The following is a 16,201-nucleotide window of genomic DNA, read 5'->3' as shown; positions in this document are numbered from 1 at the left end:
TCTTGGTATGGAATTCGGAATTGGGGGGATGGGTATTCAGGCGCCGGCCTTGAGCAGGCCGATCTTGTCGCCTAGCTTGGCGCCCATGGCCGCGCCGAGTGCCTGCAAGCCAGTGGCCGGGCGGACCATGACTTCAAACTCGACGATCTTGCCTTCAGCGTTGAAGCGCACCATGTCGATGCCCTTGAGGGCCTTGCCGCTCACGTTGGCGCTGAATTCGAGCACCACGCTTAGCCCCTCGTCGGTGGCGAAGCTGCGGTGGTATTTGAAGTCTTCAAAGACGGTGTTGACGGTGCGCAGCACCAGCGTGGTCGCCGTGCGGCCCGGGTAAGGCGTATGCGCCACGGGTGAGCGGAAGACCACGTCGTCGGCGAACAGCCGGTCGAGATCATCCATGTTGCCGCTGTCGAGCATGGCATGCCAGGCCTCGAGCGTGGCTTGCGCGGGGGCGTTCAATGTCTGGGGAATCGGCTGCGGCATGCTGGCTCCTGAGCAGAAAGTGCAACGGATTGCATCAACGTGGGATGCAACATAGCACAGCCGTGTTTTTCTATGCAACAAGTTGCATAGTGGGGCTATTCGACTTCAGACAGGATCAGCCGGCAGCGTGGTCCGGGTGCTGGGCACGCACCACGATGACGGTGCGGTGCGACAGGCGTGCCGTGCGCTCGGCCACGCTGCCCAGCAGAAGGCGCGCGAGCCCGTGCTTGCCGTGCGAGCCCACCACGATGGTGTCGGCCTGCCAACGCTCGGCCTCGTGCTCGAGCGCGTGGCCGATGTCGTCGTCGGTGGAGTCGAGCATCAGCACACCGGTTTCAGCAGCGGTGCCGTCAGCGTCGAACAGGCGCTGCAATTCGACCAGCGATGCGCTGGCCGTGCGGTGTGCCTCTTCGCGCAATTTGTCGACGCTGTAGATTTCGCGCGACTCCGGCATGGCCGGCGATCCGATCGCCCAGACGACCCGGACCCGGCCGTTGAAGGCGCGGGCCAGGGCGGCGGCTTCCTCCACCGCCAGGTGGGCTTCATGAGTGCCGTCAAAAGCGGCAAGAATGCGTTGATGCATGGGGCGCTCCGCAGAATCGGAATGTGAATGCCTCACTGTAGCAGCGCAGGTGGGCGATGCTGCACCCGGATGTGCCCGGGTTGCGCCGCATCAAACGGGCGCCGTCGTGCGCGCGGGGTGCGCCAGCAGCAAGTCGAGCAGCCCTTGCGCCGCCACCGACAGGCTGCGCCCGTCGCGCCGGATGACATACAGCGTGCGCACGAGCCCAGGCAGCGGCAGCGGCCGCACTACCAGCTCCGGCAACCGGAACTGGAACAGCGCCAGCGCGGGAATGACGGTGATGCCCAGGTTGGCCGCCACCAGCGCGGCCGCGGTGGCCAGGTGTTCGACTTCCATGCCGCTGCGCAGCTTGGTCGGGTGCAGCGCCGCATCGAGGTATTGCCGGATGCTCGTGTTGCGCGCGAGGTGGATGAACGGCGTATCGACGAGGTCGCCCACGGCCAGCGCCTGCTTGCGCGCGAGCGGGTGATCCTGGTGACAGACGAGGTGGAAATCGTCGGTGCAGAACGGTTGGGCGGCCAGACCCGCCATGTCGGCGCCCATGGCCGCGATGGCGAAGTCCGCCGCGCCGCGCCGGACCATGTCGATGCACGGGTCCGAGAGTTGATCGTGCAGCGCCAGTTGAATGCCCGGATGCTGGGCAGAGAACGCGGCCAGCACGCCCGGCAGAATGCCCGCCGCGATCGACGGCAAGGCGGCCACCGTCACGCGCCCGGTGCGTGCCGCGGCGCGATCGCGCAACTCCGAGAACGTCGCCTCGAAATCGGCCAGCAGGCGCAGCGCCGATTCGGCAAAGGCTTCGCCCTCGGGGGTCAGTTCAACATGGCGCGTATTGCGGTCGAACAGGCGCACGCCGGCATCGGCCTCCAGGTTCTGGATCAGCGCGCTGAAGGCCGATTGCGACAAGTGGCACGTCTGTGCCGCCTGCGTGAAGTTCTTGTGCTCGCGCAGCGCGGCAAAGGCGCGGAGCTGCTTGACGGAGAGGTTCATGGCGATGCCGGGCGTGGTGTGCCAGCTTAGCCTGGAATCTCCAGCGTGAGCAGCGCGCTTGCGAGCGACTTGCCATGCGCATCCAGCGCCAGGGATCGCGTCACGCCGCCGGCCAGGGCGCCCTGGAGCACGAAGTTGAGCGCGCTAAGCTGCGGCAGCACGTAGCGCTCGACATCGCCGCGGACGAGTTCAGCGAAATGCGCGCGCACGCGCTCGGCCGTCACGTGCTGCTCAAGCAAGGCAAATTCTTCCGCGCATTCCGGACGAAGCGCGATGACGGAGATGCACGAGATGTCGCCCTTGTCGCCGGCGCGGGTGTGGGCGAGGTCGCGGAGGGTGCGGGGCATGTCAGCTCTCCAGAATGTGCACGGCGTGCGGGGCGAGTTCAGCGGGAATCAACGTCGATGCGACGGCGATGATCTCGCGCGCGCTCTTGGTCGCGCCTCCGCCGCCGGACGGGCCGCACGTCAGCAGGGTTTCCACTTCGTTGCCGATGCGCACGGCTTCGGCCATCGACTCGGTGCGCGCGGCCACGCGCACGCGCACTTCGTACGGTTCGGCATCGGTGCGGGAAAGGGCAGCGCCATGCAGTGCATCCACGCCGATCAGCTCGAAGCGCGTCTCCGTCATCTGCACGCCGGTGAGCGCCAACCGCTCGCGCACGATGTCGAGCGCCAGCTTGCCGCGGGCCACCGCGTTTGGGCCGGCATAGCTGATCTGGCCCTCGCCGATATAGCTGTCGAGATAGCCGATCGAAACCTTCAACTGGCCCGTGCGCGGGGTGCCGGTGGCCCCTTCGATGACGACGCGGTCTTTGCCGCTGCCGTGCATGCGCACGTTGGAGAAGTCCGCCACCACGTCAGGCGTCAGGTAGCGCGCCGGGTCATGAATTTCGTACAGCAACTGCTCCTTGCACGTAGCTTCGGTGACGAGCCCGCCGGCCGCGGCGACTTTGGTGATGAGCACCGAGCCGTCTTCCCCGACTTCGCCAATGGGGAAGCCCAGACGTGCGAGATCGGGTACGTCCTTGATGCCGGGGTCGGCAAAGTAGCCGCCCGTGATTTGCCCCGCGCATTCGAGCAGATGCCCCGCAAGCGTGCCGCAGCCCAGGCGATGCCAATCGTCCATGCGCCATCCAAACGCATGAATGAGCGGCCCGAGCGCGAGCGCCGGATCGGCCACGCGCCCGGTGATGACGACGTCCGCGCCTTGCGCCAGCGCATCGACAATGCCTTGCGCGCCGAGGTACGCATTGGCCGACACCATGCGTGCCTGCAGCGATGCGACTGTCGCGCCGCCATCCATCAGCGTGAAGTCCTGGCCGCGGGCCTGCAGCAGATCGAATACATCGTCGCCGGTGATGGCCGCCACGCGCAGCTTGAGGCCCAGCTCGCGTGCGATGTCGCGCGTGCGCTCGGCAGCCGCCTGCGGGTTGGCCGCGCCCATGTTGGTGACGATGCGGATGCCGCGTGCCGCGCATGCCGGCAGCACGGCGCGCATGCGCGCTTCGAGCAGCGGGTCGTAGCCATGCGATGGGTCTTTGCGGCGCACCTGCTGCGCGAGCGCGATGGTGCGCTCGGCCAGGCATTCGAACATCAGCACGTCGATGTTGCCGTGCTCGGCCAGTTCCAACGCCGGTTCGATGCGGTCGCCCGAATAACCGGCGCCGCCGCCGATGCGGAATGTTTTCAACGCGGTCTTCATGCCATCACCACGGAAGCACGCCCAGCACCACGGCCACTGCGGTCATCAGCAGCGAGGCACCGAACAGGAAGGGGATCGAGAATTTCTGGTGGTCTGCCAACTCGATACCGCACAGGCCGACCACGAGAAAGGTCGCCGGTGTGAGCGGGCTGACCGGGAAGCCGGTGGTCATCTGGCCGAGCACGGCGGCCTGTGCCACATGCACCGGCGCAACCCCCAGCATCTTTGATGCTTCTGCCACGACGGGCAGCACACCGAAGTAGAACGAATCGGGATCGAACAGCAGCGACAGCGGCATCGACAGCACGCCCAGCACCACCGGAATGTGGTGCGCCATGCCGGGCGGAATGAAATCGACCGCCGTCTTGGCCATTGCCGTGAGCATGCCGGACTTGCTCATGATGCCGGTGAATACGCCCGCCGCCAGCAGAATGCTCGCCATCATCAGGGCGGCCTTGGCGTGGGCGTCCACGCGCTGGCGTTGCTGATCGACGTTCGGGTAGTTGATCAGCAGCGCGGCGACCACGCCCAGCATGAACATCACCACCGGGTCGACCTTGCCGCTCACCATCACGCCCATCACCACGACGGTGAGGATGAGGTTGATCCAGAAATTGCGCGGGCGGCGCAGCGCCTGTTCTGCATCTGACAGCGGGCGCGCGACGACTTGCGCGCCACCAGCGTGGTTGGCGAGGCCCAGGCGTTTTTCTTCACGCTTGCCCAGCAGCCATGCGCAGGCAAACACGAAGATGAGCCCCGCAATCTGCACCGGGATCAGCGGGTTGAAGATGTCCGTGACGGGCATATGCAGTGACGCGGAAGCGCGGATCATCGGCCCGGTCCACGGCAGGAAGTTCACGCCGCACGCCATCGACGTCACGCACGCGAGGATGCGGCGGTCCATGCCGAGCCGGTCGTACAGCGGCAGCATGGCGGGAATGGTGATCAGAAACGCTACCGCGCCTGAGCCATCCAGGTGAATCAGCAGGGCCAGCAGCGCCGAGCCCACCACGATGCGCGGCGGGCGGCTGCCCACGGTGCGCAGGATGCGGTCGATGATCGGGTCCAGCATGCCGGCATCGGTCACGATGCCGAAGTACAGGATGGCGAAGATGAACATCCCCGCCACGGGCGCGACGTCTTTGATGCCGCCGATGATGAACTTGCTGGTGTTGAGTCCGAAGCCGCCCACAAGCGCGGCGATGACGGGAATGGCGATGAGCGCGACCAACGGCGACATGCGTTTGGTCAGGATGACGACAAACAGCGCAACGATGGTCAGCAGCCCGAGCAGTGCGAGCATGGTCTCCTCCGAGTGAGGGGTCGATGGACCCTAGGATTCGGAATCCCTGTTGGCGGGATTTAGGAGCGACTGTAGAAGTTGGGGATCTGCCTGTGAAACAGAATATTTGGATCGATTGTGCGGATTCGCCGATGAGTGGTGCCGACGCCGCCTGCCAAATCCCGGCAGAATGTCTCGCATCCCAATCCAACCACCCAACGCCGGAGCCCCCGTGAGCGCTACCCCGACCGTCCTGATCCTGCCCGGCTGGCAGAACTCCGGCCCCGAGCATTGGCAATCGTGCTGGGAACGCCTGCATGGTGATCGCCGTGTTGAACAGCGCGACTGGTTTGCCCCCAAGCGTGCGGATTGGGTGGCCGCGCTGGAAGCTGAAGTCAGCGCGGCGCCTGGCGATGTCGTTCTGGTGGCGCACAGCCTGGGCTGCGTGCTGACGGCACATTGGGCGGCCACTTCCGCTCGCGCCGTGCGAGTGCGCGGGGCCTTGCTGGTTGCACCGCCCCAACTCGATCGCGCCGACATGCCGCCAGAGCTGGCCGACTTCCGGCCCATTCCGCAGCAGCGTTTGCCGTTTCCCGCTGTGCTCGTCTTCAGCACCGACGACCCGTTCAGTAACGCAGCCTGGAGCCACAGCCAAGCCGAAGCGTGGGGTGCGGAGCCCGTCGACCTGGGCGCGCGCGGCCATATCAATGCCGAATCCGGCCTGGGCGATTGGCCGGAAGCCCGTGCCATCGTCACCAAGTGGATGAAAGACCTCATCTGACGTCACGGGAAGGCGGGGCTTGACCCTGAAGCTTCTTCAGGGTTTTGAATGGAGGCATGAAACCCGATCTCGCCTCCACCTTGCCTGTCCACGACCACGCCAAGCCGGAAGCGTCCGGCTGTGGCGGTTGCTGCGGTCATGCACAACCGGTCGTAAGGGACGCCGCCCAACATGCGCATGATCATGGCCACGATCATCACGATCACGACCACCACGATCATGATCACGGCCAAGCGCCCGAAGCCGCGGCGCCCTTAGATGCCGAAGCGCGCGCAGCCGCCACCGGCCGCACCGTCGTGCGCATCGAGCAGATGGATTGCCCGACTGAAGAGCGCATGATTCGCGCCAAGCTGGGCAGCGCCGACGGCGTTGTCGCGCTGGATTTCAACTTGCTGGAGCGTCATCTCACCATCCACCACACCGTTGACGATGTGGCGCCCTTCCTGGAGGCGCTGCGTGCCATCGGCATGGATGGCGAGGTGCTTGAACGGCGCGATCGCCTGGCGGCAACTCCTGCGGAGCCGACCCGCATTTCGCGCCGTACGTGGCTGCTCGGTATCGGCGGCGTAACGGCGTTCGGGGCGGAGGCCATCGCTTGGTCGCTTGGCGATCACGCTTGGCCTGTGCTGGCGCTGGCGCTTGCCTCCATCGCGTTGGCGGGTGGGCCGACGCTGCGCAAGGGCTGGATTGCCGTGCGCGCGCTCACGTTCAACATCAACTTCCTGATGGCGGTGGCCGTCATCGGTGCCCTGCTGATCGGCAAGTGGGCCGAAGCCGCCATGGTGATCTTCCTGTTTGCCGTGGCAGAAGCCATTGAAGCGCGCGCGCTGGTGCGTGCCCGCGATGCCGTGCGCGCACTCACCGCCATCGCTCCAGACACCGCAGAGTTGGCCGATGGCGCAGGCGGCTGGCGCGACGTGGCTGTCGACAGCGTTGCCGTTGGCGCGCGCCTGCGTGTGCGCACCGGCAGCCGCGTGCCTGTCGACGCGCGCATCGTGAGCGGTCGCGCCGCGCTGGACGAATCGCCCGTCACAGGCGAAAGCCTGCCGGTGGAAAAAGCCATGGGGGACACCATCCTCGCCGGCACCATCGTGACCGACGGCGTGGTCGAAGCGCAGGCCACGGCGGTGGCTGCGGATAGCACGCTGGCGCGTATCGCCGGGGCCATTCAGCAAGCGCAGTCGCAGCGCGCGCCCACACAGCGCTTTGTCGACAAGTTCTCTTCCATCTACACGCCCGCGATGATGTTGCTGGCGCTCGCGGTGGCCGTCATCGGCCCGCTGGTCACGGCCGACGGTTGGCTGGCGTGGACGTATCGCGCGCTGGTGCTGCTGGTGATCGCCTGCCCGTGCGCGCTGGTGATCTCCACGCCGGTCACGGTGGTCAGCGGCCTGGCCGCTGCGGCGCGCCGCGGCATCGTCGTGAAGGGCGGCGTGTATCTGGAAAGCGGCCGGCGCCTGCGCGCGCTGGCGCTGGACAAGACCGGCACGCTCACCGCCGGCCGCCCGGTGCTGGATGCAGTGATGCTGCCCGACGGCGCACGCCGCGCCGTCGCAGAGCTGAACGCCGCAACCGACACCACGCAATTGCATGCGCTGGCAGTGGCCGCAGCGCTGGATGCCAACACCACGCACCCGATTGCCGTGGCCATCGTGCAGGCCGCTGCGGCGCACGGTGCAGTCGATGCGAATGCGGTGGAAGACCTGTCGGTGCTGCCGGGCCGTGGCGTGGCGGGCACGCTCAACGGTGTGCGTTGGCATCTTGGCAACGCGGCGCTCGTCGCAGAGCGGGGCTTCGACACGTCCGCCTGGCGCGCCGCTGCTGAGTCGCTGCAAGCGGAGGGCATGTCCGCCGTCACGCTGTGCGATGCGAACGGTGTCGTGGCGCTGTTCGGCGTGCGTGACCGCGAGCGTGCCGAAAGCGCCGAGGCCATCGCGGCATTGCGCGCGCTGGACGTGACGCCCGTCATGCTCACCGGCGACGACCGCCGCGCCGCACAGGCCATCGCCAAGACGGTCGGCATCGACAAGGTGCACGCAGAGCAGCTCCCCGCCGACAAGCAACGCGTGGTGGGCGAGCTTGCCGCACAGCACGGCTTCGTCGGCATGGTGGGCGATGGCATCAACGATGCTCCGGCACTTGCGCGGGCCGATATCGGTTTCGCCATGGGCGCCGCCGGTACCGCCACCGCGCTGGAAGCGGCTGACGTGGCCATCATGGACGACGACCCGCGCAAGCTCGCCAGCTTCATCCGCATCAGCCGTCGCACGGTGGCCGTGCTGCGTCAGAACATTGTGCTGGCGCTGGGCATCAAGGCGGTATTTTTGGCGCTGGCCGTGATGGGCGACGCCACGTTGTGGATGGCGATCTTCGCCGATGTGGGCGCGAGCCTGCTGGTGGTGTTCAACGGCCTGCGCGTGATGCGCACGCGCGCCTGATTTGCCGGCGCGCGCGGGGCAACGCGATCAGCGCAAGCCGGTGATGCGCGCGTCTTTCGGGTAGGTGATCTGGTAGTCGGCCGAAAAGCGTGCGCTTTCGCCGGCCGGGATCGTCTGCTCCCACGCGATCACGCCGGGGCGGCGTTCCCAGTTGCGCTTGGCGGGTTCCGGCGAGAAGGTTGAGCGCACCTTGATGTCGTCGGACTGGCTGACCGGCGTGGCTTCCAGGATCTGCACGTCGATCGCGTCACGGTGCCGGTTGCGCACCGTGTAGAGCGCGGCCAACTGGCGCTCGTTGCGGTTGTCCAGCAGGCCCACGCTGCGCTGGAACGTCTTCGGCGTTTCCACTACGACGTTCACGAGATCGTCACGGCCGAAGGGCAGCGTGACCTTCTGGTCTTCGCCTGCCGGATTCCACTGCGTGCTGCCCACCACCGCGCCATCGCGGCGCAACTGCATGTTGCCTGCGGGCCAGATGCCTTCCGGGCGGTCCACCGTCGCAACGAGGTAAGCCGAGGTATCCAGGCGTGGGGTGCTGCGTGCTGCCAGCTTGGCGGGCAGGGTTTCGCTGGCCAGCGTGAGGGTCACCTTCTGCGCGTCCGACGGCAGTTCGGCAGCGCCTGGCACATCGAACTCGGTGGCGAAGGCGGTCTGAACGGCGTTCACTTCGAATAGCGGGCCGCCGTCCGCCTCACGTTGCTCATCGCTTCGGCTAAATCTGGCCTTGGGTGCTGGCGCCATCGCCGCAGCAGGTGCGGCGGGGTAGGGCATCGCCTGCGGCGGTGGCTGAATATCCAACTGCCACGCGTACGGTTCCGGCCCGCGCGGCGTATTGCGGGGCTGGCCCGTTGACAGGCGCAGATGCACGCCGCGCCAGTCTTCGCCGGTGGATTGCGCAAGCGTGGCCTGCCGCTCGACAACGACATTCGAACGCACTGAATCCACACTCGCCTGATAGGCCGGTCGCCAGCCTGCACGCGAGGTCTGATAGCTGATGCGCAACTCACCGCCGCGCGGCGCCGCCACCGCAATGCGGACCGTGCGCAGCGTGCTGGATGCCGAGCCGTGCGTGCGTTGCAGCGCGTCGAGCTGCGCCTTTAATTCAGCGTCGCGCTTCTTCAGTTGTTCCTGGCGGGTAAAGACGTCTTGCGCGTTGCGTGCCAGCGCGTCGGTCGCGCGGCCAAGCGTCGAAAAATCGGTGGCCGGTGCGCGGCCATCGCCGCCCGTGCGTTCGCTCACGGCCTTCAGGTAGCTGGCTGACAGCGCATTCGCCTGGATCTGCACGCCAAGCGCGGCGCGTTGGTCTTCCAGCGTGCGGATTTGTGTGTCCAGCGCCGTTCTGGCGCAGCCGCTGCCTTCGCTGGGAACGCTCTCCACGCGCACATCGCCCACACGGATGCTGCTGTCGCTTTCCACACGCAGGCTGCCTGCGTCGAACGACATCGGCAGGCAGGTCAGTTCTACGCTGCGGGCGCCTGCGGCCACCGTGGCCGTGCGCACGACCGTGGCGCTATCCGGATACAGCGTGACATCGGTGATGCGCGAAGGCGTCGCTGCCTGCGCTGTGACAGCCACGGCAGACGCGATCGCGCCAAGCGCTGTGCATGCCACGCGTTGTCGATGCTGGAATCGTGCTGCTGCAGCCAGTTTCGTCTTCATCCGCCTCACCCACGTGTCGTGAAATGCGGCGAGTATCGCACGTCAAAGCGCACGTCAAAGTGGCGTGCCCGGCGTGGGAAAAGACAGCTCAGCGATGCACGCCGCGAATATGCCGGTGCGCGTGTTCGCTCTCGCCATGTTCATGGCTGTGGCCGTGATGATTGGCGGCGACGGGCTCTTCGTGCAGCGATTGCAGCACGCCGCACTCAGCCACCGAAGCGGCCGTCGTGCAGCGTTGACCGATCGCCTCGATCTGGCCCTTGAGATCGGTTAGCTCGGCGATGCGCGCTTCAACGTGACGCAGGTGTTCGTCCAGCAGGTTGTTGATCTCTTCGCACGACGCCTGCGGGTTGGCCTGCAATTCGAGCAGGCGGCGGATTTCTGTGTGCGCCATGTCGAGCGACCGGCACTTCGCAATGAAGGCTAGCAGCTCGACATGCTCGGGCGTGTAGACGCGGTAGTTGTTGGCGGCGCGCGCCGGCGGGGGCAACAGGCCCTGCGCTTCGTAGAAGCGGATGGTCTCGATGCTGATGCCCGTGCGCTGGGCGAGTTCGCCAATTTTCATACGCGTTGAAAAAAGAATCAGAAAACAGTCGGCTCCGCGGTGACCGCTTCAACGCCAGCGACTTTCAGGCAGGCGTCCAGGCAGGCACGGCAGGCAGTTGCACAGGCGCTGCAATGGCCTTGGCCGTGATGATCGCATTCTTCGGCGCATTGGGAGCAGATCTCGGCGCAGTCTTCCAGAAGCAGTTCTGCGAATTCACTGTTGCGCTCCAGGAATTTGCGCGTGAGGGCGCAGTATTCCGCGCAATCCGTGCACACGCTGATGCAGCGGGCCATGGCTTCGGCGTGGCCATTCTTGCTGCATTCCGTCGCGCAATGAGTGCAAGCGGCCTCGCATGCCTGCAGCGCCTGGATCACACTGGCAAATCGCTTGGCATTCTCTTTCGCGGTCGGACGAGTGGTCATGTCGGTTCTCCTGTGGCAGTGGATGTGCACGCTGGCGCGCTTGGGAAGGGATGAGCCCGGGCAGGGCCCGAGACTCATCTCTCCAATTTAGCAACTCGCGCTCCACAGCGTGAGCCCGACTTGTGCGTTACACCGCTTGCGCCTCGCTTTTGCCGCTGCGCAGCATGCCGTTACCGGCGCGTGCGATCAGGCGATTCACGCCCCCCACCACGGCGCGAATCGATGCCGTTGTCAGGTTGGCATCCACGCCCACGCCGAATACGCTGCCCGCCACGCCCGACGCGGCCATTTCTGCAAACGCGATGGCATCGGCATTGGCGCCCTGGCCCAGCGCACGTTCCTCGTAGTGATGGATCGACAGGGGTGCCGTCAGCACGTGCGACAGCGCATGGACCAGCGCATCCAGCGGCCCGTTGCCGGTGCCTTCGCAGATGTGCTCGCGGTCAGCGATGTTGACCACCAGGCGGATATGCTGGCTGCCGTCGTCGCGCTCGGTCAGGCGGTGCGATACGTAGCCGATCGCGCCGTCGCCGCGCAGATAGGTCTGCTGGAACAGTGCCCAGATGTCGGCGCCCGTGGCTTCGCGGCCGCTTTCATCGGTCAGTTGTTGCACGGTGCTGCTGAATTCCACCTGCAGTCGGCGCGGCATGGCAACGCCATAGCCGGATTCCAGCAGATAGGCGATGCCGCCTTTGCCCGACTGGCTGTTCACGCGAATGATCGAGTCATACGTGCGGCCCACGTCGGCCGGGTCAATCGGCAGGTAGGGCATTTCCCACAACGCATCGGGCTTCTGCACCGCAAAGCCTTTCTTGATTGCGTCTTGGTGCGAGCCGGAGAACGCCGTGAACACCAGGTCGCCCACGTACGGGTGACGCGGATGCACCGGCAGTTGCGTGCAGTCTTCGCAGGTCCGTGCCACGTCATTGATGTGCGAGAAATCCAGCTCCGGATCCACGCCCTGCGAGTACAGGTTCAACGCAAGCGTGACGAGATCCACGTTGCCGGTGCGCTCGCCATTGCCGAACAGGCAACCTTCCACGCGGTCCGCACCGGCCATCACGGCCAGTTCAGCCGCGGCCACGGCCGTGCCGCGGTCATTGTGCGGATGCACGGACAGGATGATCGAATCGCGACGCGCCAGGTTGCGGTGCATCCATTCGATCTGGTCGGCGTAGATGTTTGGCGTGGCCATCTCCACCGTGGCCGGCAGGTTGAAGATGATCTTGTGCTCGGGCGTCGGCTCCCATACTTCGGTCACCGCATTGCAAACCTCCAGCGCGAAATCCAGTTCGGTGCCGCTGAACACTTCCGGGCTGTATTGGTACGTCCACTGCGTCTCGGGCATCGTTTCCGCAATCTCGCGGATCAGCTTGGCGCTTTGCACGGCAATGCGCTTGACGCCCTCGCGGTCAGTGTTGAACACCGTGCGGCGGAACACCGGCGCGGTTGCGTTGTAGACGTGGATGATGGCGCGCTTGGCGCCCCGCAGCGATTCCATCGTGCGGCGGATGAGGTCTTCGCGCGCTTGCGTGAGCACTTCGATGGCCACGCCGTCGGGGATGTGTCCACCCTCGATCAGCTCGCGCACAAAATCAAAATCGGTTTGGGAGGCAGCGGGGAAAGCGGCTTCGATTTCCTTGAAGCCGATCTGCACGAGCATCTTGAACATGCGCATCTTGCGCTCGGCGTTCATGGGCTCGAACAGGGCCTGGTTGCCATCGCGCAAATCCGTGCTCATCCAGATGGGTGCACGGGTGATGGTCTTGTTGGGCCAGGTGCGATCGGCGAGGGCGATGGCGGGGAAGGGGCGGTATTTGGTGCCGGGGTTCTTCAACATGGTGTGTGCGTCCTGTGAGATCGAGATCGGTTTCGTACAACGGGGACGGCCGCGCGGGCAGCGTCCGGGGTGGCCGGAATCGGGTTTGGGATGTGGCGGCCAGACAGCCACGGGCGCGTGGTCTGGCAACCGATCGGTAGTCGTAGCGAAAGCGGGATCGAGGCAGGCATGAGAGGCTCCAACGATTCGGCGCACAGGCTGCGCCACACACAAGGCCCGTCGCCGGTTAGGGACGGACCGGTCAAATACCGGAACGAGGGGGAAAGAGAGATCTACGCGCTTACACGCGTAGTAGAGAAGCGGATAGCAGACCGCGCACGCACGAGAGGGTGCGGGCAGGAGCGGTTGGGAGGGTGGTCTGCTGGAAGTGCATTCGCCGATAGTGATGGGGAAGGCGGGGTGTTGTCAAGTTGACGGGGCGGATTCCGGACGGTTTTTTGGGGCAGATGAAACGCCGGATCCAGAGCCGACGAAAACGTGTGCTGCCCGCCAGAAGCCATGTGACGTGGGCGCCAGCAGAACCCATCCGAACCTGCTTTAATACACCCCGTCCATGCCGCCAGCCCGCTATATCAAAGGGTCTATAACGGCAAGACTCCCTCACGCCCCACAAGGAGAATCCCCCAATGGTCACGTTGAACATCAACGGCAAACCAGTGGAAGTTGATGCTGACCCGTCGACGCCGCTGCTCTGGGCGCTGCGCGACAACCTCGGTCTGACTGGCACGAAATTCGGTTGCGGTGTCGCTTCGTGCGGCGCCTGCACGGTGCACCTGAACGGTCAGCCCACGCGCAGTTGCGTGCTGCCGATCTCTGCGGTGGCCGGCCAGCAGATCACCACGTCTGAACACATCGCCGATGACAAGGTCGGCAAGGCCGTGCTCGATGCCTGGGTCAAGCACGATGTGGCGCAATGCGGCTACTGCCAGAGCGGCCAGATGATGAGCGCGGTGGGTTTGCTGCGCACCAAGAAGAAGCCGACCGACGCCGATATCGACAGCGCAATGGCCGGCAACCTGTGCCGCTGCGCGACGTACCAACGCATTCGCGCGGCCATTCACGATGCAGCAAAATCGCTGGCCTGAGCCCCACCGGAGAATTCACGATGCGTATTCGAAATCTTGAAGCGCTGGCCGGTGGCGGCGCGCAACATCAACCGGCGTCTGCGGATGCCGGGTCGGCAACGTTTGATCGCCGCAGCTTTCTGAAACTCACGACGCTGGCCGGCAGCGGCCTGGCGCTGGGTGTGGCGCCGATGCTGGCTGGCGCGCAGGACGCCAAGGCCAAGCCGCCTTCGCCGCCGCAGGCGTTCATCATCATTGCGCCGGACAACACTGTCACGGTGGCGGTCAACCGGCTTGAGTTCGGTCAGGGCGTGCACACGGCTTTGCCGATGGCGCTGGCTGAAGAACTCGACGTGGACTGGCGCAACGTGCGCGGCATGTTGGCGCCAGCCGGCGATCCGTACAAGGACCCGGGCTTCGGTATCCAGATGACGGGCGGTTCGACCGCGCTGAACCACTCGTTCCAGCAATACCGCGAGTTGGGCGCGCGTGCCCGTGCGATGTTGATCTCGGCGGCGGCTGAACGCTGGAAGGTCGATCCGTCGACATGCCGCACGGCCAATGGCGTGGTCACGTCGGGCAGCCACCACGCCACGTATGGCGAACTGGCCCAGGCGGCGATGGCGCTGCCCGTGCCCGCGCAGGTCACGCTGAAGAACCCATCGCAGTTCCGCATTGTCGGCAAGCCGACGCCACGTCTGGATGCACGTGCGAAGCTCGACAGCTCGCTCAAGTTTGGCCTCGACACGCGCCTGCCCAACATGAAGGTGGCCGTGCTGGCCCGCCCGCCGCGCTTTGGCGGCAAGGTGGCCAAGTACGACGTGGCCGCGGCCAAGTCGGTGAAGGGCGTGGTCGATGTGCTGCAGATCCCGACCGATCGTGGCGGCACAGGCGTGGCCGTCATTGCAGACGGGTACTGGCCCGCCAAGCAGGGCCGCGATGCGCTGCAAGTCACGTGGGAAGACGCCGGCTCGACGGTGTCCACGCCCGCACTGATGGCGGAATACAAGAAGCTCGCCGGCCAACCCGGCACGGTGGCCAAGGCTGCCGACATGAGCGCCATCCAATCTGCCGCCACGCGCATTCAGGCCGACTACGAGTTTCCTTACCTGGCGCACGCTCCAATGGAGCCGCTGAACTGCACGATCGATCTGCAGAAAGACGGCGGCAAGACCACGGGTGCAAAGGTGTGGGTTGGCTCCCAGTTCCAGACCATCGACCAGGGCGCCATCGCCAAGGTGCTCGGCGTATCGCCCGAGAAGATCGAGCTGAACACCATGATGGCGGGCGGCGGTTTTGGCCGGCGCGCGATCACCACGTCGGATTACGTAGTGGAAGCGGCCAACGTGGCGAAGGCCTATGCGGCGGCCGGGCACAACGGTCCCGTCAAGGTGATCTGGAGCCGCGAAGACGACATCCGCGGTGGCTACTACCGCCCGATGCATCTACACCGCGTCAACGTGGGCGTGGACAACAGCGGCAAGGTCGTCGGCTGGGACCACGTGATCGTCGGTCAGTCGATCCTCAAGGGCACGCCGTTCGAGGCCTTCATGGTCAAGAACGGTGTGGACGAGACCATGGTCGAGGGCGTGGTCGAAAACGACTACGGCTTCCCGATGCAGCTGACGGTGCACCATCCGGACGTGAACGTGCCGGTGCTGTGGTGGCGTTCCGTGGGCCACACGCATACGGCCTACGTGATGGAAACGATGGTCGACGAGGTGGCGCATGCCGCCAAGCAAGACCCCGTGGCCTTCCGTCTGGCGCGCTTCACCGGTAAAGAACACGAACGCCATCGTGCGGCGCTGCAACTCGCCGTCGACAAGTCCGGCTACGGCAAGCGCAAGCTGCCCAAGGGCCAGGCCTGGGGCGTGGCGGTGCATGCGTCGTTCGAATCGGTGGTGGCGTATGTGGTGGAGGTGTCGGTCGACCAGGGCAAGCCGCGCGTGCATCGCGTCACGGCCGGCGTGCATGCCAACCGTGTCGTCAACCCGATGGGCGCGGAAGCGCAGATCCAGGGTGCGTGCGTGTTCGGTCTGGCGATGATTCAACCGGGCTTTGCCATCGACATCGAAAACGGTGCCACCAAGAACAGCAACTTCACTGATTTCCCGCCCGTGCGCATGCCGGACGCGCCGCCGGTGAACGTGTTCTTCGTGCCGTCGGAAGACAACCCGACCGGCCTGGGCGAGCCCGGCACGCCGCCGATTGCACCGGCGGTAGCCAACGCGTTGTTCACCCTGACCGGCAAGCGTCAGCGCAAGCTGCCGTTCGATACGGTGTGAGTGTCATCGTCGCGTGATGTGATCGAAGCCGGCATGCAGTCATGTGTGCCGGCTTTCTTGTTTTTGCAGCCCTATCCATTGAGTTTTGCGGACTGATTCTTGCGTCCGCGATTGCGTTGTTCACCC

The 16,201-nt window shown here is 65.6% G+C and carries 14 protein-coding genes; 4 read left to right on the top strand and 10 right to left on the bottom strand.

The genetic code is table 11. The annotated features are described in order from the left end of the window. Nucleotides 1-36: 36 nt before the first annotated feature. The 6 genes from ACCD03_RS00330 to ACCD03_RS00305 form a co-directional block, all read right to left on the bottom strand. Nucleotides 37-480, bottom strand: coding sequence for a nuclear transport factor 2 family protein (locus tag ACCD03_RS00330; RefSeq protein WP_045205822.1), 444 nt, complete (start codon nucleotides 478-480; stop codon nucleotides 37-39). Between the two features lie 115 nt (nucleotides 481-595). Continuing rightward, nucleotides 596-1,063: a universal stress protein gene (locus ACCD03_RS00325; protein ID WP_024977531.1), complete on the bottom strand. Its 468-nt coding sequence runs from the start codon at nucleotides 1,061-1,063 to the stop codon at nucleotides 596-598. Nucleotides 1,064-1,153: 90 nt separating this feature from the next. After that, complete coding sequence (locus ACCD03_RS00320; protein WP_024977532.1) at nucleotides 1,154-2,053, bottom strand: LysR family transcriptional regulator; 900 nt, start codon at nucleotides 2,051-2,053, stop codon at nucleotides 1,154-1,156. Nucleotides 2,054-2,079: 26 nt separating this feature from the next. Then, entirely contained in the window at nucleotides 2,080-2,400 is a 321-nt protein-coding gene (locus ACCD03_RS00315; protein WP_045205825.1) for a hypothetical protein, read from the bottom strand. 1 nt (nucleotide 2,401) lies between these two features. After that, nucleotides 2,402-3,757: an acyclic terpene utilization AtuA family protein gene (locus tag ACCD03_RS00310; RefSeq protein WP_413410449.1), complete on the bottom strand. Its 1,356-nt coding sequence runs from the start codon at nucleotides 3,755-3,757 to the stop codon at nucleotides 2,402-2,404. Nucleotides 3,758-3,761: 4 nt separating this feature from the next. Further along, nucleotides 3,762-5,060 (bottom strand): CitMHS family transporter, encoded by a 1,299-nt coding sequence (locus tag ACCD03_RS00305; RefSeq protein WP_413410447.1) that lies wholly within the window; start codon nucleotides 5,058-5,060, stop codon nucleotides 3,762-3,764. Nucleotides 5,061-5,271: 211 nt separating this feature from the next. On the opposite strand from ACCD03_RS00305, the gene ACCD03_RS00300 reads away from it, so the two are divergent. Next, nucleotides 5,272-5,820, top strand: a complete 549-nt coding sequence (locus tag ACCD03_RS00300; RefSeq protein ID WP_413410445.1) for an RBBP9/YdeN family alpha/beta hydrolase — start codon at nucleotides 5,272-5,274, stop codon at nucleotides 5,818-5,820. Nucleotides 5,821-5,876: 56 nt separating this feature from the next. Further along, a complete protein-coding gene (locus ACCD03_RS00295; RefSeq protein WP_413410443.1) occupies nucleotides 5,877-8,258 on the top strand; it encodes a heavy metal translocating P-type ATPase in 2,382 nt (793 codons plus the stop codon). Nucleotides 8,259-8,285: 27 nt separating this feature from the next. Here the strand turns inward: ACCD03_RS00295 and ACCD03_RS00290 are convergent, their stop codons facing one another. The 4 genes from ACCD03_RS00290 to leuA all read right to left on the bottom strand — a co-directional run bounded on the left by ACCD03_RS00290 (nucleotide 8,286) and on the right by leuA (nucleotide 12,726). Further along, nucleotides 8,286-9,917, bottom strand: coding sequence for a mucoidy inhibitor MuiA family protein (locus ACCD03_RS00290; protein WP_413410441.1), 1,632 nt, complete (start codon nucleotides 9,915-9,917; stop codon nucleotides 8,286-8,288). Nucleotides 9,918-10,005: 88 nt separating this feature from the next. Next, the gene (cadR, locus tag ACCD03_RS00285; protein ID WP_413410439.1) at nucleotides 10,006-10,482 is read right to left on the bottom strand and encodes a Cd(II)/Pb(II)-responsive transcriptional regulator; all 477 of its coding nucleotides are present in this window, start codon (nucleotides 10,480-10,482) and stop codon (nucleotides 10,006-10,008) included. A 17-nt stretch (nucleotides 10,483-10,499) separates the two neighbouring features. Beyond that, a complete protein-coding gene (locus ACCD03_RS00280; protein WP_413410677.1) occupies nucleotides 10,500-10,886 on the bottom strand; it encodes a four-helix bundle copper-binding protein in 387 nt (128 codons plus the stop codon). Nucleotides 10,887-11,013: 127 nt separating this feature from the next. Next, nucleotides 11,014-12,726 carry a 2-isopropylmalate synthase gene (gene leuA / locus ACCD03_RS00275; RefSeq protein WP_413410437.1) on the bottom strand — a complete coding sequence of 571 codons (1,713 nt, stop codon included), beginning with the start codon at nucleotides 12,724-12,726 and terminating at the stop codon, nucleotides 11,014-11,016. Between the two features lie 626 nt (nucleotides 12,727-13,352). Here leuA and ACCD03_RS00270 point away from each other — a divergent pair. Then, the gene (locus ACCD03_RS00270; RefSeq protein WP_004631388.1) at nucleotides 13,353-13,811 is read left to right on the top strand and encodes a (2Fe-2S)-binding protein; all 459 of its coding nucleotides are present in this window, start codon (nucleotides 13,353-13,355) and stop codon (nucleotides 13,809-13,811) included. Between the two features lie 20 nt (nucleotides 13,812-13,831). After that, on the top strand, nucleotides 13,832-16,075 hold the full coding sequence (locus tag ACCD03_RS00265) for a xanthine dehydrogenase family protein molybdopterin-binding subunit (protein ID WP_316676421.1): 2,244 nt from the start codon (nucleotides 13,832-13,834) through the stop codon (nucleotides 16,073-16,075). Nucleotides 16,076-16,201: the final 126 nt, after the last annotated feature.

The sequence above is a fragment of the Ralstonia sp. Ralssp135 genome (genome assembly GCF_047304345.1).
In the GTDB taxonomy this organism is placed as follows: domain Bacteria; phylum Pseudomonadota; class Gammaproteobacteria; order Burkholderiales; family Burkholderiaceae; genus Ralstonia; species Ralstonia chuxiongensis.
The sequence above is the reverse complement of the archived record's forward strand: the minus strand, read 5'-3'. Positions and strand labels throughout refer to the sequence as shown.

Coding starts and splice junctions, on each gene's coding strand:
- ACCD03_RS00330 (WP_045205822.1), bottom strand. CDS start 480: ATGCCGCAGCCGATTCCCCAGACATTGAACGCCCCCGCGCAAGCCACG.
- ACCD03_RS00325 (WP_024977531.1), bottom strand. CDS start 1,063: ATGCATCAACGCATTCTTGCCGCTTTTGACGGCACTCATGAAGCCCAC.
- ACCD03_RS00320 (WP_024977532.1), bottom strand. CDS start 2,053: ATGAACCTCTCCGTCAAGCAGCTCCGCGCCTTTGCCGCGCTGCGCGAG.
- ACCD03_RS00315 (WP_045205825.1), bottom strand. CDS start 2,400: ATGCCCCGCACCCTCCGCGACCTCGCCCACACCCGCGCCGGCGACAAG.
- ACCD03_RS00310 (WP_413410449.1), bottom strand. CDS start 3,757: ATGAAGACCGCGTTGAAAACATTCCGCATCGGCGGCGGCGCCGGTTAT.
- ACCD03_RS00305 (WP_413410447.1), bottom strand. CDS start 5,060: ATGCTCGCACTGCTCGGGCTGCTGACCATCGTTGCGCTGTTTGTCGTC.
- ACCD03_RS00295 (WP_413410443.1), top strand. CDS start 5,877: ATGAAACCCGATCTCGCCTCCACCTTGCCTGTCCACGACCACGCCAAG.
- ACCD03_RS00290 (WP_413410441.1), bottom strand. CDS start 9,917: ATGAAGACGAAACTGGCTGCAGCAGCACGATTCCAGCATCGACAACGC.
- cadR (WP_413410439.1), bottom strand. CDS start 10,482: ATGAAAATTGGCGAACTCGCCCAGCGCACGGGCATCAGCATCGAGACC.
- ACCD03_RS00280 (WP_413410677.1), bottom strand. CDS start 10,886: ATGACCACTCGTCCGACCGCGAAAGAGAATGCCAAGCGATTTGCCAGT.
- leuA (WP_413410437.1), bottom strand. CDS start 12,726: ATGTTGAAGAACCCCGGCACCAAATACCGCCCCTTCCCCGCCATCGCC.
- ACCD03_RS00270 (WP_004631388.1), top strand. CDS start 13,353: ATGGTCACGTTGAACATCAACGGCAAACCAGTGGAAGTTGATGCTGAC.
- ACCD03_RS00265 (WP_316676421.1), top strand. CDS start 13,832: ATGCGTATTCGAAATCTTGAAGCGCTGGCCGGTGGCGGCGCGCAACAT.